The sequence below is a fragment of the Dysgonomonas sp. GY75 genome (assembly GCF_015234155.1).
Taxonomy (GTDB): Bacteria; Bacteroidota; Bacteroidia; order Bacteroidales; family Dysgonomonadaceae; genus Dysgonomonas; species Dysgonomonas gadei.
Genome location: NZ_JADCLQ010000003.1, coordinates 496,083 through 517,164 on the forward strand (window position 1 = coordinate 496,083; position 21,082 = coordinate 517,164).

General features: G+C 40.7%; 17 protein-coding genes. 9 read left to right on the plus strand and 8 right to left on the minus strand.

What is annotated here, in order from left to right; translation table 11 throughout:
- Positions 1-11: 11 nt before the first annotated feature.
- The 5 genes from IR083_RS03030 to IR083_RS03050 form a co-directional block, all read right to left on the minus strand.
- Entirely contained in the window at positions 12-533 is a 522-nt protein-coding gene (locus tag IR083_RS03030) for a KdsC family phosphatase (RefSeq protein WP_006797678.1), read from the minus strand.
- Between the two features lie 18 nt (positions 534-551).
- Entirely contained in the window at positions 552-1,649 is a 1,098-nt protein-coding gene (locus tag IR083_RS03035; protein WP_006797677.1) for an LptF/LptG family permease, read from the minus strand.
- A 101-nt stretch (positions 1,650-1,750) separates the two neighbouring features.
- Complete coding sequence (tgt, locus tag IR083_RS03040; RefSeq protein WP_044215385.1) at positions 1,751-2,881, minus strand: tRNA guanosine(34) transglycosylase Tgt; 1,131 nt, start codon at positions 2,879-2,881, stop codon at positions 1,751-1,753.
- A 13-nt stretch (positions 2,882-2,894) separates the two neighbouring features.
- Positions 2,895-4,241 carry a hemolysin family protein gene (locus IR083_RS03045; RefSeq protein ID WP_006797675.1) on the minus strand — a complete coding sequence of 449 codons (1,347 nt, stop codon included), beginning with the start codon at positions 4,239-4,241 and terminating at the stop codon, positions 2,895-2,897.
- Positions 4,242-4,896: 655 nt separating this feature from the next.
- Positions 4,897-6,357: an amino acid permease gene (locus IR083_RS03050; RefSeq protein ID WP_006797674.1), complete on the minus strand. Its 1,461-nt coding sequence runs from the start codon at positions 6,355-6,357 to the stop codon at positions 4,897-4,899.
- Positions 6,358-6,545: 188 nt separating this feature from the next.
- On the opposite strand from IR083_RS03050, the gene IR083_RS03055 reads away from it, so the two are divergent.
- Together IR083_RS03055 and proC are read left to right on the plus strand one after the other, a co-directional pair.
- Positions 6,546-6,911, plus strand: coding sequence for a DUF488 domain-containing protein (locus IR083_RS03055; RefSeq protein WP_194223186.1), 366 nt, complete (start codon positions 6,546-6,548; stop codon positions 6,909-6,911).
- A 127-nt stretch (positions 6,912-7,038) separates the two neighbouring features.
- A complete protein-coding gene (gene proC, locus IR083_RS03060; protein ID WP_006797672.1) occupies positions 7,039-7,824 on the plus strand; it encodes a pyrroline-5-carboxylate reductase in 786 nt (261 codons plus the stop codon).
- Between the two features lie 65 nt (positions 7,825-7,889).
- On the opposite strand, the gene IR083_RS03065 is transcribed toward proC, so the two are convergent.
- Together IR083_RS03065 and IR083_RS03070 are read right to left on the minus strand one after the other, a co-directional pair.
- Positions 7,890-9,242, minus strand: a complete 1,353-nt coding sequence (locus IR083_RS03065) for a DUF1080 domain-containing protein (protein ID WP_194223187.1) — start codon at positions 9,240-9,242, stop codon at positions 7,890-7,892.
- Positions 9,243-9,318: 76 nt separating this feature from the next.
- A complete protein-coding gene (locus tag IR083_RS03070) occupies positions 9,319-10,737 on the minus strand; it encodes a Gfo/Idh/MocA family oxidoreductase (RefSeq protein ID WP_006797670.1) in 1,419 nt (472 codons plus the stop codon).
- Positions 10,738-11,238: 501 nt separating this feature from the next.
- Here IR083_RS03070 and IR083_RS03075 point away from each other — a divergent pair.
- From IR083_RS03075 to IR083_RS03100, 6 genes are all read left to right on the plus strand, one after another.
- Positions 11,239-12,690 carry an amino acid permease gene (locus tag IR083_RS03075; protein ID WP_044215384.1) on the plus strand — a complete coding sequence of 484 codons (1,452 nt, stop codon included), beginning with the start codon at positions 11,239-11,241 and terminating at the stop codon, positions 12,688-12,690.
- A gap of 113 nt (positions 12,691-12,803) precedes the next feature.
- Positions 12,804-14,111, plus strand: coding sequence for a hypothetical protein (locus IR083_RS03080; RefSeq protein WP_194223188.1), 1,308 nt, complete (start codon positions 12,804-12,806; stop codon positions 14,109-14,111).
- Positions 14,108-14,830 carry an MBL fold metallo-hydrolase gene (locus IR083_RS03085; protein WP_194223189.1) on the plus strand — a complete coding sequence of 241 codons (723 nt, stop codon included), beginning with the start codon at positions 14,108-14,110 and terminating at the stop codon, positions 14,828-14,830. Before IR083_RS03080 ends, IR083_RS03085 begins: the two co-directional genes overlap by 4 nt.
- A 329-nt stretch (positions 14,831-15,159) precedes the next feature.
- Entirely contained in the window at positions 15,160-16,896 is a 1,737-nt protein-coding gene (recJ, locus tag IR083_RS03090; RefSeq protein ID WP_006797666.1) for a single-stranded-DNA-specific exonuclease RecJ, read from the plus strand.
- An 11-nt stretch (positions 16,897-16,907) separates the two neighbouring features.
- The gene (locus IR083_RS03095) at positions 16,908-17,705 is read left to right on the plus strand and encodes an MBL fold metallo-hydrolase (RefSeq protein ID WP_194223190.1); all 798 of its coding nucleotides are present in this window, start codon (positions 16,908-16,910) and stop codon (positions 17,703-17,705) included.
- A gap of 80 nt (positions 17,706-17,785) precedes the next feature.
- Complete coding sequence (locus IR083_RS03100) at positions 17,786-19,699, plus strand: ATP-dependent DNA helicase RecQ (RefSeq protein WP_194223191.1); 1,914 nt, start codon at positions 17,786-17,788, stop codon at positions 19,697-19,699.
- Between the two features lie 19 nt (positions 19,700-19,718).
- Here the strand turns inward: IR083_RS03100 and IR083_RS03105 are convergent, their stop codons facing one another.
- The gene (locus IR083_RS03105) at positions 19,719-20,147 is read right to left on the minus strand and encodes a DUF3788 family protein (RefSeq protein WP_006797663.1); all 429 of its coding nucleotides are present in this window, start codon (positions 20,145-20,147) and stop codon (positions 19,719-19,721) included.
- A gap of 554 nt (positions 20,148-20,701) precedes the next feature.
- On the opposite strand from IR083_RS03105, the gene IR083_RS03110 reads away from it, so the two are divergent.
- On the plus strand, positions 20,702-21,082 hold the full coding sequence (locus tag IR083_RS03110) for a VOC family protein (protein ID WP_044215294.1): 381 nt from the start codon (positions 20,702-20,704) through the stop codon (positions 21,080-21,082).

Genomic DNA, 21,082 nt, shown 5'->3' on the forward strand with positions numbered 1-21,082 from the left:
TAAATATACTACTACCAGCCGAAAGCTTCCTCACTCATCCATTTACCATGTACTTTCATTACCTGCTCTATTATATCACGGGCGACTCCATGCCCACCTTTGCAATGTGAAATATACCGGGCTATGTTTCTTATTTCATGTGCTGCATCAGCTGGGGCAACAGGCAATCCTACCGATTGCATTACATGATAATCAGGTATATCGTCACCGGCATACATAATCTCTTCCGGCTTATATCCTGTCCTCTGAATATAGTCGTTAAAGTCGTGTATTTTAATCTTCGACTTCATATAGATATCTTTTATCCCCAAGCGAGAGAAACGCAGTCTTACAGCCTCCGTATCGCCTCCTGTAATGATTGCTACACCATATCCATGTTTAACAGCAAGGTTTATAGCATACCCGTCTTTTATATTCACCATACGCATCGGCTCTCCCTCAGAAGACAAAGGAATAGAATCGGGGGACAAAACCCCGTCTACATCAAATATAAATGCCTTAATCTTACTAAGGTCATAATTTACAGTACTCATATGTATAAATTTTAACTCTTAATTCGGAGCCCTGGAGTATAGATACGCGGCTATTGCCATAAATACCAGATTCGGAATCCACACAGCAAGCCATGCCGGCATAGTCCCCGATACAGCAAATGAGGAACTAACCGTTTGGAACATAATGTATGATACACTAAGTCCTAATCCTATACCTATATTCAGCCCCATACCACCTTTTACTTTACGGGCCGACAAAGAAGCTCCTATAATAGTGAGGATAAACGCAGAGAATACAGAAGCGAAGCGTTTGTGAAATTCAATCTCGAATTGAGTAATACTCACATCGCCCACAGTTGCAATACCTTTATCTCTTTGCCTCTGTATATATTTATATAATACAGGGGTGGTCATTTGCTCAAAATCGTTTACAGATATGAGGAAATCGCTGGGCACAACATTCAATGTCGTATCTATTTTATCTCCGTTGCTGATAACCTCTCTCATTCCCTGCAATTCACGTATCTTATAGTTATACAGTTCCCAGTGATATGCACTGTCGTATTTTATACGTTGAGCTGTCAAACGCGATTTAAGTTCCTTATCTTCAATTTTATCGAGAGACAGGTTATATCCTTCCTTCGTCTTATTATCGAATCGCTCTATATATAAAATAACACCTTTATCCACTTGAAGCTGAATACCTGAAGCATATTCCACGCTCTTGTCCCTGACATACTTGTTCTGAAACTTGATACGGGTCACATTGGCAGGAGGGATTATAAAACTACTGAGAACAAATGAAAAGACCGCAATTATTCCCGCCGATATCATATATGGCTTCATCAGCCGTTTAAAGCTCATCCCATTCGATAACATGGCGATAATCTCAGAATTATCTGCCAGTTTCGATGTAAAAAATATAACGGCTATAAATACAAACAAAGCACTAAACAGGTTTGTATAATAGGGCACAAAGTTGACGTAATAATCAAATATTATCGCTGTCAGCGGAGCCTTTTTATCCAGAAACTTATCCAGCTTTTCATTTATATCGAATACGACAGCAATAGATATAATAAGAATAATGGAGAATATATAAGTCCCCAGAAACTTCTTAATAATATATCTGTCGAGTATCGAAAGTATTTTCATTTTCAATCACTTTGCCCTATGGGCGGTTACAAGTAGACAAGTTATCCTTAATTCTTAATTCTTAATTCTTAATTCTTAATTCTTAATTCTTAATTAATTATTTATATCCTTCTTGAAACATTCTCTACCATTTCTCTCTTCCAACCGGAGAAATCTCCTGCAATAATATGCTCACGTGCATCTTTGACCAGTTGCAGATAAAAAGCCAGATTATGTATAGAAGCTATCTGTAATCCCAATATTTCATTGGTAATAAACAGATGACGAAGATATGCTTTTGTATATAAAGTATCAACAAATGACGCTCCATTTTCTTCGATCGGAGAAAAATCGTTTGCCCACTTCTTGTTACGCATATTCATTATACCGTTACGGGTAAACAGTTGCCCGTTGCGACCATTACGGGTAGGCATAATACAATCGAACATATCCACACCCCGCTCAATGGCTTCCAGTATATTTGCCGGAGTACCCACTCCCATCAGATAACGGGGTTTACCGGCCGGAAGTATTTCGTTTACCACCTCAATCATCTCGTACATTTTTTCGGTAGGTTCGCCCACAGCCAATCCTCCGATCGCATTCCCGTCCGCACCTTTCGAGGCTACATTTTCTGCGGCTCTTCGGCGTAAGTCAGGATAGACACATCCCTGCACAATAGGAAATAAGGCCTGCTTATACCCGTATTCACATTCAGTGCCGTTAAACCGGGTAAAGCAGCGGTCGAGCCACCGTTCTGTCAAGTCAAGAGACTTTTTTGCATATGCATAATCGGCATCTCCCGGCGTACATTCATCGAAAGCCATAATAATGTCCGCCCCTATTACTCTCTGAATATCCATAACGGATTCGGGTGTAAAAAAATGTTTCGAACCATCGATATGAGACCGGAATATGGCGCCTTCTTCTGTCAGTTTCCGGTTTTCGGCTAAAGAGAATACCTGAAACCCTCCGCTGTCGGTCAGTATAGGTTTGTCCCAGCTGTTAAACTTATGCAAACCACCTGCCTGTTTAAGTATTTCCAATCCCGGACGCAGATACAGATGATACGTATTCCCCAGAATTATCTGCGCTTCGATATCATTTTTCAATTCGGTCATATGTACGGCTTTCACCGCCCCCTGAGTACCCACCGGCATAAAAATAGGTGTCTCTATCTGTCCGTGATCGGTTGTTATAAGTCCTGCTCTGGCTTTGGTTTGCCCGTCAGTATATTGAAGTTTAAAATCCATTATTCCGTTCTGATCAGATTTGAGTGGTCTTTGATTGTTCAGCATCATCTGCTTCCTCTTCTGCTACCAAGTCTTTTAGCTGAACCACAACAATCGATGTTTTATTTTTCTTTATTACCGTAAACTGGTAATCTTCTGCTTCCAGCTTATCATGTGTATTAGGAATACGCCCAAATTTATCAATAAGATATCCGGCAAGTGTATCGTATTGCTTATCTTTATCTATCGGATGCGGAAGTTCATCATTAATATCGGATATGGCAGCCGTGGCTATTACCGAATATGTATTTTCCCCTGTTTGCTCTACAAACGGGATTTCATTATCATACTCATCCTGTATTTCCCCGACAAGTTCTTCGAGTATATCCTCCATAGTGATAACGCCCTCTACTCCGCCATATTCGTTCAGCACCATCGCTATTTGCTGATGTTTTACCTGAAACTCTTTCAATAGCTGACCAATACGTTTTGTCTCGGGTGTAAATGAAACCGGCCTTATAATAGAACGGATATTCACATTTCCGCTACTAATGCGCATCTTTTTCAATATATCTTTCAGATGGACTACCCCAATGGTATTGTCTATATTATCCTCGTAACACGGGATACGGGAATATCCTTCCTCTATTACAAATTCCAATGTCTTTTCATCGTAATCGTTCACGTCTATAGATACCACCTGCGTACGCGGAACCATTATCTGGCGCGCCGTACGTTCCGAGAAGTCAAATGCGTTCTGGATAATATCAAATTCGGTACTGTCTACCTTCCCGCTTTCCTTTGCCTGATCTACCAGATATCGCAACTCGTCGCTGCTATATACTTCTTGTTCCGAAACAGTATGCAGTCCAACCATCTTGAGTACAAGATTGGCAATACCATTCAGTAACCAAATAAACGGACGGCAAATCCAATAGAAACCATGCAGAGGATACGCGACGGCAAGTGTTGTCTGTTCCGAACGCTGGATAGCTAATGATTTAGGAGCTAATTCTCCTAGTACGATATGCAATATAGTGATTATAATGAACGCGGTAATCAGCGATACTGTAGAGAGTACAGACGGGGCAAGTTCAATATTGAACAGTCCGATTATTTCTTTGATTATCTTGGATACCACAGGCTCACCGATCCAACCTAAAGCAAGGCTGGCAATGGTAATACCAAACTGGGTAGCAGCCAGATAGGAATCGAGATGTGTGACTATTTTTTTTGAAAGGGCGGCGGCACGACTGCCTGCCTGAGCTTTCAATTCAAGTTGGGAAGACCGAACTTTTACTATTGCGAATTCTGCCGCAACAAAAAAACCATTAAGAAATACGAATAAAAGAGTAATTAAAATTGATATGAAAATGTCCATATTCTAATATGAATGATAATAGTGCAAAGATAATATAATTGTGTATTCGTTTAACAAAAAACGAATTAAACAACGGTGAAAATATAAATAAATATTAAATAGAGCACTTCATATTTCTTAACCATATATCGTTAAGAAGCAAGGAAAGTTACAGAAATCAGTTATAAATTCAAATCTGTAGTTATGTTTTAATGTTCGTTTTTTTCAGCTATGCGCAATCAAAGATTACTTGTATTACTTTTTTTCTAAGCAAAAGAAGTAATCAAAAATGCTTAGACGCACGACAAGGCCGACGCATATTTGATTTAAGGGCTTTGTCCTCACTATGGCGTCCGCCCCTGCGCATTAGTGACGCAAGCGGGCACCCAATCCGTAAAGTGGAGGTGTAGAGCAAAATACGGTAGCTGCTATACTGGGCTGATAATCCGGCTAAAGATGATTCTGTATTATTTTGCTCCACCGAAGCTGCGGTGTTGGGTCGCCGAGGAACGAAGCGCTAGCCTTTTGGTTCGTTTTGGGCAATGCCAAAATGAACATTCAGACGAAACGAAGTGTAGTCAATAAAAAACGGACGTTTTAAGTAGCGAGAGCAGAAGCAAAATTTATTTTGGTTATGCCGAGTCACGAAAAACGCCTAATGTAGTTGAACAATTAATTATTTCTTATTAATACCATTCAGTTTACTATGCTTTATCCCATATGTAAAATAAATGACAAACCCTATCACGGTCCAGCCGATAAGCCGTTCCCAGGTACTCCATGGCAGAGACAGCATTTGTACAATACAGATCGCAGCTCCGGCCAAAGGAATGAATGGCACAAGAGGCGTTTTGAACGGACGCTTGAGGTCGGGTTGCGTTTTACGCAGTATAACAATAGAAATACAGACAATAGTAAAGGCCATCAGGGTACCTATGGATACAAGCTCACTGAGAACATGGAGTGGAAAGAGTCCGGCTATCAACGCTGTAACGATACTGGCAAAAATAGTTGCATTATGAGGAACTCCATGTTTATCGTTTACTTTCGAAAACACCTTCGGCAACAGCCCGTCTTTAGAAATAGAATAGTATATCCGCGATTGTCCTAGCATCATAACCAGGATTACCGAACTAAGCCCTGCGATCGCTCCGAGTTTGATAAGGGGGCTTAACCAGGCTAAGCTTTCGCCGGTACGGTCTATAGCAAGTGCTATTGGTGCGTCTACATTCAAGTCTTTATAATTGACTATTCCTGTCAACACTGTAGTTACGGCTATGTATAGTAACGCGCATATAAGTAGTGAGAACAAGATGCCCTTTGGCATATCCTTCTGAGGATTTTTTGCCTCTCCTGCGGCGGTAGACAGAGCATCGAATCCCAGATATGCATAGAACACCACTGCTGCACCCCTGAGAATACCCGTCCATCCGAAATTTCCATAATCTCCCGTATTTTCAGGTATATATGGTGTCCAGTTGCTTGTGTCTATATACGAAAGGCCAAACCCGATAAACAGAAGGATTACGCTAACTTTGATAACAACGATGATGTTATTAACGAATGCTGACTGTTTGATACCTCCGATCAGAAAAGCGGATACTATGGCTACGATAAATGCCGCAGGAAAATTGATGATACGCCCTGTCCATACCCAGCTCCCGTCTTTCAGATGGTCGAATGTGGCACCGGCGATCTGGTCAGGGAAATCGATACCCCATCCGTCGAGTAAACTTAGCATATAGCCCGACCATCCTACAGCGACACTTGAGCAGGCGAAAAGATACTCAAGAATCAATATCCAGCCTACAAACCAGGCCAAAATTTCACCCATTGTCGTATAGCTGTATGAATATACTCCGCCCGATACGGGTATCATGGCGGCAAATTCCGCATAACACAGGCCTGCCATAATGCAACCGAGGGCCGAAATAACAAATGAGATCGTCAATGCAGGTCCGGCGTACATGGCTGCAGCTTGTCCGGTGATAACGAAAATCCCGGTTCCTACTATTGCACCAATCCCCAGAGTTACGAGATTTGTTGCCGAAAGGCTTCTTTTTAGCCCTCCCTTAGTTTCTGTAGGTTCACTAAGTATTGCCGATATATCTTTTTTCTTGAAAAGCCGTTCTATCATAAACTAAAGTTTGCACAAAAGTAAGTAAAATGTAATAATTATCTACCATCTGTTTATTTATTAGAAAAAAAAGAAATTTTTTGAGATAAATTAAGTACTAGGATTGCATCTGGATGATCCTTATCAAACAAAAAAGATATTCTATTGTTCTAAAATTAATAGGTTATAATATTAGAACTTCACAGCATATGATAGAAATAAAATTGAAAAGAGTTTACGAAGATCCTGAAAATGATGATGGTTTCCGTGTACTGGTTGATCGCCTGTGGCCCAGAGGTATGAGAAAAGATCATCTGAAATACGACTTATGGGCAAAAGATATTACCCCGTCTCCTAATTTACGTAAATGGTTTCATGAAGATATAAAAAACAGGTGGGATGATTTTGTGACTATGTACCAAAAAGAATTGGATCGGGCGGATGAAGTAAAGGATTTTATTAAAAAAATAGAATCGCACAATATTGTTACGCTGTTATACGCGTCCCGAGAGCCGGTCTATAATCATGCAAATATATTGAAAGCGTATTTGGAGAAAGTACTCGGAAAAATGTAAATTTTGCTACCTTTGTTTTTATCAAAACAGTGATTAATATGAAAATGAGCATGGATTGTAATTCACCAAAATACAGGATTGTTTTGTCATGCAAATTTCCATACATCCTTTAAAACAGAATGATCATATGAAAATAACTATTCTCGGAGCCGGAAACATGGGAGGAGCCATAGCCTGTGGCTTAGCAGTAAGTGGAGGCCTACAGCCTCAAGATATAACCGTTATCGACCATAAAGGGAAGAATGTACCCCGGCTGAGGGAGGTAAGTGAAGATATAAATGTTGTAGTAGCTGATTACTCCTCACTGCTTACGGCAGATATTCTTATTATTGCTGTTAAGCCGTGGATGGTAGAAGAAGTACTGAAAACACATAAGGCCTTATTGGAAAATCCTAAGCAGTTAATCGTATCTGTTGCGGCTGTTGTTACATTGGCTCAACTACAGGAATGGACCAGTCCGCGTCAACCTGTATTCCGTGTTGTACCTAACACCGCTATAGCCGTGCGCCAAAGCATGACATATATTGCATCACAGAATGCGGATAAGGAACAACGCGAACAAGTGTTCCGCATCTTTTCTCAACTTGGTAAAGTTGAATTTGTGGAAGAGAAACTTATTCCGGCTATAACTTCGCTTACATCGTGTGGTATAGCCTTTGCATTCAGGTATATCAGGGCAGCTATGGAAGGAGGTATTGAAATGGGGGTATATCCGGATCAGGCCAAAGATGCCGTTTTGCAAACACTTCGTGGGGCAATCGACTTGCTAGAAGCTAATGGGAATCATCCCGAAGCGGAGATAGACAAAGTTACTACAGCCGGAGGAATCACAATAAAAGGATTGAACGAAATGGAGCACGCGGGCTTTACTTCGGCTGTCATTAAAGGATTAAAAGCAAGCAATATAAAGTAATTACACATAAATCAAAAAGCCCAGACATATAATCTATCCGGGCTTTTCTATTATTCAAAACAAAATTACTTCAATTCTTTGATCTTCACATTCTTGAACCACACTTCATCACCATGATCCTGTAAAAGAATGTTACCTTCGGCAGTATTTCCAAAGTTTGGCCAATCACGGTATTTACTGTAATTAACCAAAGCCTTCCACATATCGTTATTACGCTCATACTCCAGTATCTTCACGCCATTCAGCCAGTGCTCCACTTTATTACCCTTTACCACAACAACGGCTGTATTGAATTCCTTCTTATTGAAAGGCTTATTCTCCGGCGCCGGAATGAGGTCGTAAAGAGAACCCAGTTTGCGGTTTCCTCTTACACCCAATTTAGCATCAGGATGCTTGTCATCATCTAGAATCTGAAATTCGCAACCGATAGCAGATCCCTCACCTTTATTCAGATCCGGATTCACAAAGTATTTAATACCGCTATTAGCACCTTCTGTAATTTTAAAATCAACACTTAGTATAAAGTTTTTATATTTACGTGTGGTAACGATATCTCCACCATTAGTGGATTCTCCACCTCCACTTTTCAATACTTTCAATATACCATTATCAACAACCCAGCCTTTTTCCGGGAAATTACTGATTTTAGCTCCACGCCAGCCGTTCGTGGTTTTTCCGTCCCATAAGAGAGCCCAGCCCTCTTTTGCTTCTTTAGGCGAAATTGTATTTACGATACAATTGACCTGAGGGGCATCATTAGCATCCGAAGTCTTGTATTTTTCTACATCCGTAGTACAAATGCGGATATCTTTCCAACTCACGGTTTTTCCTTCCTGAGCTTTATCTCCTATAGCATGAACCTGTAATGCTATGAATCCCTCAAGCGTCATATCGTCCCAGATATTAGCGCAAGCAATACCGTTTACCCATGTGCGGATAGAACTGCCGATAGCCTCTATTCTCGCTTTATTCCATTGACCGTTCTTAAAGGCTGTCCGCGCCGGCGGGTTTACAGTCATAGGATAAAGCCAGTTGCGACGCGCTTCATCATAAATACCTCCTGTCCACGCACGCGCGGCAGGATCTATTTCGAATTGGTAGCCATGTACCCGTCCATTCTGATAATCTTTAAGGCTCAGGCTACGAAATTGCACGCCGGAGTTTAATCCGTCATCTACTTTGAAGTCAAACTCAAGGATAAAATCTCCATAGTTCTTCTCTGTAGCTAAAAAAGTATTGGGGGTATTCATCTTCGAGATACCGACAATAGTACCATCCACAACTTTATATTCAGCTTTCCCGTTGAGCTTTTTCCAGCCTTTCAGATTCTTCCCATTAAATAATGGTTCCCATTTCTCCTGTGCGGATATTGCTGCTGTAAACAAAAGGAAAATGGCTAATAATATATTTTTGTTCATCTTAATTTAATATAATCAACAAGTTATGAGCTCAAATAAGTCTATTTTCTGAAACCCATAACTTATAATTCATAATTTATATTTTATAAAAATCTTCCCAACCCTTACGTGGAGGAATACCGGTAAGCATCGCGTTAGCGAAAGCATTATTTGTTATCTGCTTGGTACGGCTGTCGAAATGGAACTTTGTATTTAAACGCTGTGCCATCACACCTAGAGAGAATACCTGACTGAGAGGGCCGTGTATCTCGAAAGGAGAACGGGTCTTCTCAACTCCAGTACAAGCCAGCAAGAAGTTAGCAAAATGATTTGAAGGGCTTTTTGGAACTTCCGGAAGTTTCGATGCCATATCCTTAGCCTTGGACTCAGGAATAATAGAAAGCGTACTACCGTGAGATGCTCCTTTAAAGGTTAATTCCTTACTGTAAATAATCTTACCCGGATTAATCGTTGTTTTCTTGATTTCACCTGCTCCGGAAGCCGGAATATTAGGATCTAGAGCCGACTCTCCGTATCCCTCCGGTATTGGAGGAAGATTATTTACTCCATCATACCACATAATGTCGCAAGGCGGCATTTCTCCTCTCGGACCAAATTTAAACTGAATCGTAGAGTCTGTAGGGAAGAAATAGTCATTATGTCCTGTCAGTTTTATTGGATTGATCTCGTAAGGTAAACCTAAATCGAGAAACTCATGTACCGTATCGAGAATGTGTGCGCCCCAGTCTCCCAGTGCCCCCATCCCGAAATCGTACCATGAACGCCACTCTCCGTTATGATATTTATCACTGTATTCATGATATGGAACAGCACAATGCCATGTCATCCAGTCCAATGTACTGGGTATAGGTTGTGCTTCGGGATACTTATATATATTTACATCCCATCCATGCCATCTGCGAGGATTATTCATATGGGCAACTACGGAGGTTACATCTTTGATAATCCCTGCATCCTGCCAGGCTTTGAACTGGAAATAATTAGCTTCGGAATGCCCCTGATTACCCACTTGTGTCACTACATTCGGGTATTTACGGGCTGCCTGCATCATCAGTTCGGCCTCAAGGAATGTGCGTGCCATAGGTTTTTCCACATATACATGCTTTCCATGCGCCATAGCCATCATCGTTACCGGAAAATGTGCAAAATCGGGTATAGCTATAGCAACAGCTTCAAACTCGTTGCCTATTTTATCGAACATTACCCTGAAATCCTTAAATTGTTTGGCCTTCGGATATTTAGCGATTACTTTCTGTGTTTGTTTTGCTCCCATATCCACATCACAAAGAGCAACAACATTGACAAGTCCCGTTTTTTCAAAATCCCCAATAATCTGTTCGCCCCTGTTACCAATACCAATATAGGCGATATTAACCTTCCTGTTTGCCCCTACAATCCGGTTGTAGCTCTCGGCATTCATTGTACCAATGCCACCGACAGCCAGCCCGGCTGAGGCTACTGCGGCTCTTTTCAAAAAATTTCTGCGTGTTACCATGATTTAGTATTTTGAGTTTAAATTAGAGTTAAAATCGCATCATCTGTTATCTGGACATATACACCTGTTATCCTGAGATATAGCTTAACTGCTCCATATCTCTTATATTTATTTCTGTGTGAATAGAATGAACATTATCCGGGTGAATGAGATATCGAATTTCTTAAATTAAATAGGTTCTTTGATAAAACTTTAACAAAATAACTAATATATAACCTAACTTCAAAATATGTGTGCGAACATACACCCTACTAAAACTCACATAAAAATCTGAATAAAAACAAATTAACCATATAAACAAATAACCTTGAATCAGAATATGTTTTACAACATATTTTACATTCTACAAACCCGGTATATTCCAAAACAATATATCTTTAAAAGATTAAAAAAAAATATTTTTATCAACAATACAAAACATATAAAATCATTTTGATACTATATAAATGATTTATATTTCAAAAAGTATTATTTTTGAAAATAAAATATATAATGAAAACTATGAAACATCAGTTATTCCGAAAAAAAGATATAACAACCTTATTACAGGATTCTCTTCAAGAGAAAGGTGGGTTGAAAAGAACCCTGACCACCGGACACCTTGTAGCATTAGGTATAGGAGCAATTATAGGTACAGGTATTTTTGTTCTCACGGGAACAGCTGCCGCTAATTATGCAGGGCCTGCTCTTACCATATCTTTTATTATTTCTGCTTTGGGTTGTGCTATGGCCGGACTCTGCTATGCTGAATTCGCCTCTATGATTCCTGTTGCCGGCAGCGCATATTCATACAGTTATTCTACATTGGGCGAGTTTTTCGCATGGTTTATAGGTTGGGACTTGATTCTGGAATATCTGTTCACCGCTGGGACTGTGGCCGTGGGCTGGTCGGGATATTTTGTAAGTTTCCTTGACGACTTCGGGATACACATACCCCAGAATCTGCGCATGGCGCCTTTCGACCACACCAGTGCCGATGGATGGTTTACAACGGGTAGTATAATTAACTTCCCTGCAATGTTTATCGTTGCCATTATGTCGGTATTACTCATAAGAGGTATAAGCCAATCGGCAACATTAAATAATATCATAGTTGTGGTAAAGGTAGTTGTCATCCTACTTTTCATCGGCTTCGGATTATCATATATAGACACAAGCAACTGGTCACCATACATTCCTCAAAACACAGGTGAATTTGGACATTTCGGCTGGAGCGGTATTTTTCGCGGAGCAGCCGTCATATTTTTTGCATATATCGGATTCGATGCCGTATCTACGACAGCACAGGAAGCAAAAGATCCACAAAAGGATATGCCGAAAGGTATACTTATCTCCCTCCTTGTTTGTACAATCCTGTATATTGCGGTAACGGCCGTTTTAACAGGAATAACACATTATTCCGAGCTAAGTGTTCCCGCCCCTATTGCATTGGCAATAGATAAAGGAGGAGAAGGATTACATTGGTTACGAATGCCTATCAAAATAGGAGCAATTGCCGGCTTAAGTTCGGTAATATTAGTAATGATGCTGGCCCAATCGCGTATCTTTTATACAATATCGAGGGACGGACTACTACCGAAGTTCTTCTCTAAAGTACATACAAGATTCAATACACCTCATAATTCGACCATTGTAACAAGTATAGCTGTAGGTCTTATTGCAGGGTTATTGCCTATCAATATACTAGGAGAACTTGTCTCTATCGGAACGTTGATGGCATTTACACTTGTATGTATTTCTATTGTGATACTACGCAAGACCCGCCCTGATGTTAACCGCCCGTTCAAAACACCATGGGTACCCTTAGTTCCAATACTGGGCGCTTTGATTTGCCTGTCTCAAATGGTCGCTTTGCCTTTAGACACATGGTTAAGGTTAATAATATGGATGTTGATCGGTTTTGTTATCTACTTTGCTTACGGAATAAAACATAGCAAGTTGAATAAGAAATAAGCATATTGTGTTACAAAGTGTTACGCAGCGTTATCTCTCTTTGTATCCGGTTTCATATACCTTACATTTGAGTTAGTAAAGTTTATTATCTACCTTTATTAAATTGAATCTCTATGAAACTTATAGCAACAATTGTGCTATTGAACCTTATTAACATTAGTTTGATTATCAGTCAAAACAGTATTCCGGGAGACAAAGCAAGCCAATATTATAAAGAAGCGAAAGCCATCTCTGACAGAGACAGTAGCAAATTATGGGGGATACCAATCTATGCTCCCACCCTGTTTATAAATCCTCAGACACTGGAGTTAGTATCGAATGAAATGGATAACGAAGGCTTATTACGGAAAGATGAAGAAATATACAGGGGGAAATTCCCGGCAAATAAGATTATTGCCAATTCAACGACACTCTTCGGCGGAAAAGAGTTCACAATGGTTATATATCCTCTTACCGATGAAGAATATAGCAGGAAGGTACTGATTATTCACGAAATGTTCCATTACCGTCAACCGGAATTAGGTCTATCCCTGCCGGAAGGCGTAGGCTACAACAATAGCCATGCAGATGATATGCAGGCAAGGATATACTTCAAGTTGGAATGGAATGCACTGGAAAAAGCCATTAAAGGCAATGACACCGCTCTTTGCAGGAGATACATAAACGATGCACTTATATTCAGAGCATATCGCCGTTCCCTGTATGATAACTCTGCCGTCAATGAAAACTTGTTCGAATTGCATGAAGGGCTGTCTGAGTATACAGCCCACACGCTGTGTGCTCCATCTGAGGATGCACTGAAGCAGCAGGTTCTGCTCTCGAAAGAAAGGATTTCGAACAATCCTTCATATGTTCGGTCATTTGCCTATCCCTCAGGTCTTATTTACGGTTACCTGCTTGATAAGACCAATATGGAATGGAGGAAAAGCATTAAATACAATGGCGACTTAGGTAAGTTACTTCAAACCGCTTATCAGACAGAACTTCCTGATGATATAAATAATACACAGGAAAAGATCAGGAAAGAGTATGACTATGAAGCCATTCTTGAATTTGAGGTAAAGCGAAAAGAAGAAAAAGACCAATTACTATCTCTGTATATGGAGATGTTCACTCAAAGACCTATTCTTATACTTCCACTATCACAACCCAATATAGGCTTCAATCCAAACAATGTATTATCATTGGGCGAACAGGGTACTGTATATTCGGATGGCTTCAGGCTTATAGACAAATGGGGTAAACTAACCGTTACCAAGGGTGCATGCCTCTTAGCTAATAACTGGAGACAAGCAACCGTCCCCGCCGGAAATATGCAGGTAGAAGATAACCTTATCAAAACTTCAAGTTGGCTGTTAGAACTAAATGACGAGTATATTGTTAAAACAGCAGGCACCAATTATATATTAGAAAGAAAATGAAACTTACATACATTTACCATAGCGGATATGCTATTGAGGAAAAAGACTTTACGATCATTATAGACTATTATAAAGACTCTGAAGACAATCTCCGTGAAGGCATCGTACATAAAAAGTTCCTGAAAAATAAAGGAAAGCTCTATGTGCTATCCACTCATTCGCATGCCGACCATTTCAACCCCGACATACTGAAATGGAAAGCTATAAAGAAGGATATCACATACATCTTCTCGAAAGACATCCTGGACAATCAAATGGCCAAAGAAGATGACGCCATATACCTTGACAAACTGGAAGTGTATAAAGACCAGAATGTCATTATCCGTGCATTCGGCTCTACCGACTTAGGTGTGTCGTATCTTATTCATATTAAGGACAAGACCATATTCCATGCCGGAGACCTTAACAACTGGCACTGGAATGAAGAGTCCACTGAAGACGAAATACGGGAGGCCGAAGCCTTCTATCAAGATGAACTGAACCTGCTTGCCGCCAATGTAAAGCATATTGATATAGCGATGTTCCCTATCGACCCACGCTTGGGTAAAGACTATATGAAGGGAGCTGAACAATTTATAGATGCAATACAAATAAACAGTATAGCTCCTATGCATTTCGGCGAAGCGTATGACAAGGCCTCAGCTTTTGCCCCTTACGCTGCAGCAAAGGGAAGTAAGGCTGTCCAGTGGCAACAACGGGGCGAGGATATTGAATTCTGAACAAATTAATCTACTTGTTGGTCACAATACACATTAAGGTCCTGGAAACAGGACTTTTTTATTTATCAAAAATCTATTATAAAAGTAATAGAACCGGACTATAAACATATCCTCATTATAGATTATTATAATAAAATAAAAAATAAAAATAAGAATCACTAACAGCGTTTTCACATATATATATTATCTTTACAAATTGATAGCAAACTACCCTTACTGCTTGTAATGGCGCTATACGAGGCTGATATTCAGAGCATATTAACATTTGCGCATGTTTGAGATATGTTAATTAGCCTCACTGAGACAGAAGAAAGAAAAAACGATATAAAATGATTTACAAATGGAATTACGAAGCCCTAACAACCCAGCAAAAAGAGCAGAGAGATGATCTTGCTAAGAAATTAGGCATTAGCCCTGTTCTTTGTCAGCTCTTGATACAGAGAGGAATATCATCTTCCGAAGATGCATATAAATTCTTTCATCCAAATCTGAAAGATTTACACGATCCTTTCCTTTTGCCCGATATGGACAAAGCTATCAAGAGAATTGAGAAAGCGTTGGGACAAAAGCAGCGTATATTGATATACGGTGACTATGATGTGGACGGAACAACCGCCGTCGCGCTTGTGTATAAATTTCTGCGGAAATTCACAACTAACCTTGATTATTATATCCCCGACCGCTACGATGAAGGGTACGGAATATCGGAACAAGGGATAGATTACGCCGAAGAGACGGGTGTAAAACTTATTATCGCTCTTGATTGCGGCATTAAAGCCATTGAGAAAGTCGCCTATGCCAAAAGCAAAGGGATTGATTTTATAATCGGTGATCACCATATGCCCGACGAGATACTTCCCGACGCGGTTGCTGTTATTGACGCCAAACGTATAGACTCGACATATCCATACGAGCATCTTTCAGGATGCGGGGTAGGTTTTAAGTTGGTGCAGGCACTCGCTCAGAATAATAAGATAGATTTTTCGGAGCTGACAGATTTGCTCGACTTAGTTGCAGTCAGTGTAGCTTCGGATATTGTTCCCATCACAGGTGAAAACCGGGTGTTGACATATTTCGGTTTAAAGCAGATTAATTCCAACCCCAGCCTGGGTTTGAAAGGAATAATCGAAATTTGCGGGCTTACCTACAAGGGTATTACCGTGAATGATATTATTTTCAAGATAGGACCCCGTATCAATGCTTCGGGGCGGATGATGAAAGGTAAAGAGGCCGTAGACTTGCTGCTGGCCAATACGATAGAAGATGCACGGGAGAAGAGCGCCAATATAGACCATTATAACGACGACCGTCGCGAGCTGGATAAGCGGATAACAGACGAAGCGATACAGTTTATTGACGGAACGGTAGATATGTCGAAAAAGAAAAGTCTGGTGATCTATGATGAAACTTGGCATAAAGGCGTTATCGGTATTGTAGCGTCGCGCCTTACCGAGAAGTATTTGCGCCCTGCGGTGGTGCTGACCAAATCCCAGGGACTGATCACCGGGTCTGCCCGTTCGGTAATGGGCTTCGATGTATACAAGGCCATAGAAGCCTGTAAAGATATCCTGGAAAATTTCGGAGGACATACTTATGCCGCGGGTTTATCGCTGAAAGAAGAGAATCTGGCTGAATTCCAGCGCCGTTTTGAGGCTTTATCGCTTGAAATGATAGCGCCTGAAATGATGCGTCCCCAGATTTGTATAGATGCGGAACTTTCATTTAAAGAGATTACGCCGAAATTTATAAGTGACCTGGCCGGTTTTGCGCCTTTTGGACCGGAAAACCTGAACCCTATATTCGTCACATGGGATGTACAGGATTATGGTACAAGTAAACCCGTGGGAAAAGATAATGTACACCTGAAACTGGAAATGATAGATAAAACGACTACAATTCCGGTGAATGGCATCGCTTTCCGGCAAAGTGCCAATAGTGAGATGGTAAAAAATGGCAGGCCATTTGATATCTGCTATACACTGGAGGAAAATACGCACAACGGCAAGACGAATATTCAGCTCTATGTCAAGGATATAGATACAGGACAGCTTTCGGATTCACACTAAATGACAAGAATATGAAGAAATCTTTAGTATTATCATTAACAATCGCTTTATTTTCCTTCGTTGCCTGCGGTAACAAGGCCACTACGTCAAATGCCGGAGATAAAGCCACGGATACATTGAGTATGGAACAGGCGGAATATATAAAAGCTGACAGCTACGAAACGAGCAAAGGCCCGCTGAAAGTAACACTGGTAGGTCATGGCTCGGTTATGTTTGAATTTGTAGGAAAAGTTATTCAGGTAGACCCTTATTCTCAAGTTGCAGATTATTCCAGATTACCTAAGGCCGATCTGATTATCCTGACGCACGAGCATGGCGATCATCTCGATACAGCGGCCATCAACGCAGTTAAAAAGGCTGATACGCACTATATAGTATCGAAGGTATGCAACGGTATACTCGGATATGGCAATGTGGTAAATAATGGTGATAAGACCGAATGGAGCGGAATAATGATCGATGTCGTTCCGGCTTATAATGCTGTAAATAAGAAACCTGACGGAGAAGCATACCATCCTAAAGGACGGGGCAATGGTTATATTTTTACATTTGGCGATAAAAAAGTATATGTTGCCGGGGATACCGAAAATATTCCGGAGATGGATAAACTGAAAGGTACCATCGATATTGCTTTCATGCCTAAGAACCTGCCATATACAATGACAGACGACATGTTTGTGGATGCAGCTAAAAAGGTGATGCCGAAAGTGCTCTATCCGTATCATATGTCGGAATTCGATCAGGAGAAAATAGGTAAAGCCTTGGATGGTACCGATATTAAGATAGAAGTACGTCCGATGAAAAATTAATTAGTAAATTTGAAAATTAGCAAATTAGCAAATATCAATTCATTTCCGAATTTGCTAATCTGCTAATTTGCTAATTGAGAATGGATATCTATCACAAAATACTCAAACAGTATTGGGGTTACGGCGAGTTTCGCCCTTTACAGGAAGATATTATTCATTCCGTCAGCCAGGGAAAAGATACGCTGGGGCTGATGCCCACAGGCGGAGGAAAATCACTGACCTTTCAGGTGCCTGCGATGGCAATGGAAGGTCTTTGTCTTGTTGTCACTCCGCTTATCGCTCTGATGAAAGATCAGGTGGATAACCTGCGTCAGAGGAATATAAAATCATTGGCCGTATATTCGGGGATGACCCGGCAGGAGATTATCACTACGCTTGAAAACGCCATCTTCGGTGATTATAAATTCCTCTATGTATCACCCGAACGACTGGCTACTCAACTATTCCTGAGTAAACTTCGCGATATGAATGTTTGTCTGCTGGTTGTTGACGAATCGCATTGCATATCCCAGTGGGGCTATGATTTCCGTCCGTCCTATCTCAAGATAGCATCTATTCGCGAACATCTGTCCGATGTGCCTGTTCTGGCTCTCACCGCGACAGCTACCCCGGAGGTGATAGATGATATCCAGGAACAATTGCACTTCCGTGCAAAGAATGTCTTCAGGAAAAGCTTTGAGCGTAAGAATCTGGCCTATATAGTGCGTAATACGGAAAATAAGCCGGAGGAACTTGTCCACTTGCTTGAGAAAATAAAGGGTTCCACTATCATCTATGTGCGCAGCCGTCAGAAGACGAAGGAAATGTCGGATTTTCTTATACAACAAGGTTTTTCCGCCGATTTTTATCATGCCGGACTGAGCAGTGAGGATAAATCACGGAAGCAGGGCTGCTGGAAGAATAACGAAAAGCGCATTATTGTTTGTACCAATGCATTCGGTATGGGAATAGATAAGCCGGATGTGCGGCTGGTAGTGCATACCGACCTGCCCAATTCGGTGGAAGAATACTTTCAGGAAGCAGGGCGTGCGGGACGCGACGGGGAAAAGGCTTTTGCAGTCATCTTATACCATAAGAATGATAGTGTTAAATTGAAAAAGCGTATAAGGGATGAGTTTCCCGAACGGGAATTTATCTCTCAGGTATATGATTCGCTCGCTTACTTTTTTCAGGTGGCTGAAGGCTTCGGGGTGGGTATGGTATATGATTTTAATATACAGCAGTTCTGCGCTACTTACAAATATCCTCTTCTGCCTACTCATAATGCACTCAGGATATTGGATCTGGCAGGCTATATCGAGTATACCGACGAGATAGATAACCGTTCGCGGCTGATGTTTACAGTTTACAGGGATGATCTGTATCATTACGATTTCGAGCGGGAATATGAGCAACTCATAAATACTATCCTCCGCCTTTACACAGGCTTATTTACCAATTATGTAACCATTAACGAGGCCGAAATAGGCCTGAAGACAGACAAAAGCCGGAAAGCTGTCTATGAAATGCTGAAAATGCTGGATAAGCGCAATGTCATCGATTATATCCCGCATAAAAAGACGCCTCTGATAGCATACACCCGTCAGCGGGTGGATAAGAAATACCTTATTATACCACGTCTTGTAAACGAAGACCGTAAGGATCGTTTCGAAAAGCGGATACTGGCTATGAGCCACTATGCAGAGCAGGAAGAGATGTGTCGCAGCCGTATTTTGTTGTCTTACTTCAATGAGAAAGATATCAGTGATTGCGGGCAATGTGATGTTTGCCTGGCAAAGAACGATTCGGGAATGACGAATGCAAAGTTCAATAAGATATCATTGGATATAAAAGCGTTGCTCAAGGACGGGGAGCGATCCGTAGATGATGTAACAGATGCATTGCCTGATTACCGGTTGCAGGATGTAACCGGAGCCATCCGTTTTATGACGGATAGGGGAGTTCTTGAAATGCAATCAGGTAAGATAAAGTTAAAAACTAAAAGTGAAAAGTGAGAAGTGTTTTGATACGAGATCAGACCAAGCTCTTTTTAAAACGAACGACTGTTAGCAGATCTTTTACTTGTTCCTGATTACTTACATCAAAAATCATTGGGAGCAGGCGACCTACCGGTTTAGCCCCTGCAAATTCATCTTTAATAGTCTTGGCGATGTCCAGAGCGGCAATCTTTTCGAGGTGCTTCTCCGTAAAAAAGAAAGATGTTTTGAATAGTCCATCCCAGACCGAAAGCCACAGTACCGTTTTCTTCTTATAAAGCACTTTGCCTAGCCATGCTTTCCCATCATTATAGTACCGCCATTCAATAGACAGCGCATATTCTTCATTTGTAATCGTTTCAAGAAAAGAAGCCAGCACATTGTGCACACTTTCTCCCAACGCGTTCTGCAGCACTTTTTCGGACGGGAAAATATCCGGATCTCTCAACAACATTTCTGCTTCCATGGTTTTGTGATGGGTTAATTATTATTGTTAACAAAGATACATTCTTTTCTGATTTTCACAATTTTGATTACTGCTATTAAGTAAATCCATATATCTTAATCTTTATTGTTATCGGTTTCCAACTCCAACTCATTTATCTATAGTGAAAAACGCTGTTAGCTATTAGTTTAATTTACGAACTAGTACCCTCTTTGTATCTTCCCTACAAGGGCAAGGGACAAGGGTTTATATGATCGAATATGTTTTCACCTTTTACTCTAGCCCTTCTGACAGGTACCTTGTCTATAAAGATATGAGGCGATAGCTTTTTGCTTACTTTTAGGCAATACTAAAAGTGAGAGCAAGCCTTAGAGAGTGCAGCAAGAAATAAGCTAAAGCATCAAATGTAAACAAGGATAGGAATTATCCATAAAAAGTATAACTAATAGAGCTAAGGTCGCATACCTGTCTATTATTTGGGCAAGAAACAGCAAAAATAAGTTATAATCCGATAATATGTCATTAAATTCTATCTATTGCTTATTTTTGTAGTTCATCATCAAAACAAGACCATTATGGAAATAAAAGGAAGATTTGACCATTTCAACATCAATGTAACCGACCTCGACAAGAGTATAGCTTTTTACCATAAAGCTCTCGGACTAAAGGAAATAAAACGTAAGGAGGCCGGTGACGGTTCATTCATACTTGTATATCTGGGCGACAACTTCAACTCGTTCTCGCTCGAACTGACATGGCTTAGAGACCATCCTCAACCATACGAACTGGGAGACAACGAAAGTCACCTATGCATTCGTGTAGAAGGAGATTACGACCAGGTGCGGGAATTCCATCGCGAAATGGGATGCGTCTGCTACGAAAATCATAATATGGGGCTGTACTTCATCAACGACCCGGATGATTACTGGATCGAAGTATTACCTGTCATCCTTTGA

Excerpts from the sequence above, each read along its gene's own strand:
- IR083_RS03035 (WP_006797677.1), bottom strand. The coding sequence starts at position 1,649 with ATGAAAATACTTTCGATACTCGACAGATATATTATTAAGAAGTTTCTG.
- IR083_RS03030 (WP_006797678.1), bottom strand. The coding sequence starts at position 533 with ATGAGTACTGTAAATTATGACCTTAGTAAGATTAAGGCATTTATATTT.
- IR083_RS03055 (WP_194223186.1), top strand. The coding sequence starts at position 6,546 with ATGATAGAAATAAAATTGAAAAGAGTTTACGAAGATCCTGAAAATGAT.
- IR083_RS03070 (WP_006797670.1), bottom strand. The coding sequence starts at position 10,737 with ATGGTAACACGCAGAAATTTTTTGAAAAGAGCCGCAGTAGCCTCAGCC.
- IR083_RS03065 (WP_194223187.1), bottom strand. The coding sequence starts at position 9,242 with ATGAACAAAAATATATTATTAGCCATTTTCCTTTTGTTTACAGCAGCA.
- IR083_RS03050 (WP_006797674.1), bottom strand. The coding sequence starts at position 6,357 with ATGATAGAACGGCTTTTCAAGAAAAAAGATATATCGGCAATACTTAGT.
- IR083_RS03075 (WP_044215384.1), top strand. The coding sequence starts at position 11,239 with ATGAAACATCAGTTATTCCGAAAAAAAGATATAACAACCTTATTACAG.
- IR083_RS03105 (WP_006797663.1), bottom strand. The coding sequence starts at position 20,147 with ATGGAAGCAGAAATGTTGTTGAGAGATCCGGATATTTTCCCGTCCGAA.
- recJ (WP_006797666.1), top strand. The coding sequence starts at position 15,160 with ATGATTTACAAATGGAATTACGAAGCCCTAACAACCCAGCAAAAAGAG.
- IR083_RS03045 (WP_006797675.1), bottom strand. The coding sequence starts at position 4,241 with ATGGACATTTTCATATCAATTTTAATTACTCTTTTATTCGTATTTCTT.
- proC (WP_006797672.1), top strand. The coding sequence starts at position 7,039 with ATGAAAATAACTATTCTCGGAGCCGGAAACATGGGAGGAGCCATAGCC.
- IR083_RS03110 (WP_044215294.1), top strand. The coding sequence starts at position 20,702 with ATGGAAATAAAAGGAAGATTTGACCATTTCAACATCAATGTAACCGAC.
- IR083_RS03085 (WP_194223189.1), top strand. The coding sequence starts at position 14,108 with ATGAAACTTACATACATTTACCATAGCGGATATGCTATTGAGGAAAAA.
- IR083_RS03080 (WP_194223188.1), top strand. The coding sequence starts at position 12,804 with ATGAAACTTATAGCAACAATTGTGCTATTGAACCTTATTAACATTAGT.
- tgt (WP_044215385.1), bottom strand. The coding sequence starts at position 2,881 with ATGGATTTTAAACTTCAATATACTGACGGGCAAACCAAAGCCAGAGCA.
- IR083_RS03100 (WP_194223191.1), top strand. The coding sequence starts at position 17,786 with ATGGATATCTATCACAAAATACTCAAACAGTATTGGGGTTACGGCGAG.
- IR083_RS03095 (WP_194223190.1), top strand. The coding sequence starts at position 16,908 with ATGAAGAAATCTTTAGTATTATCATTAACAATCGCTTTATTTTCCTTC.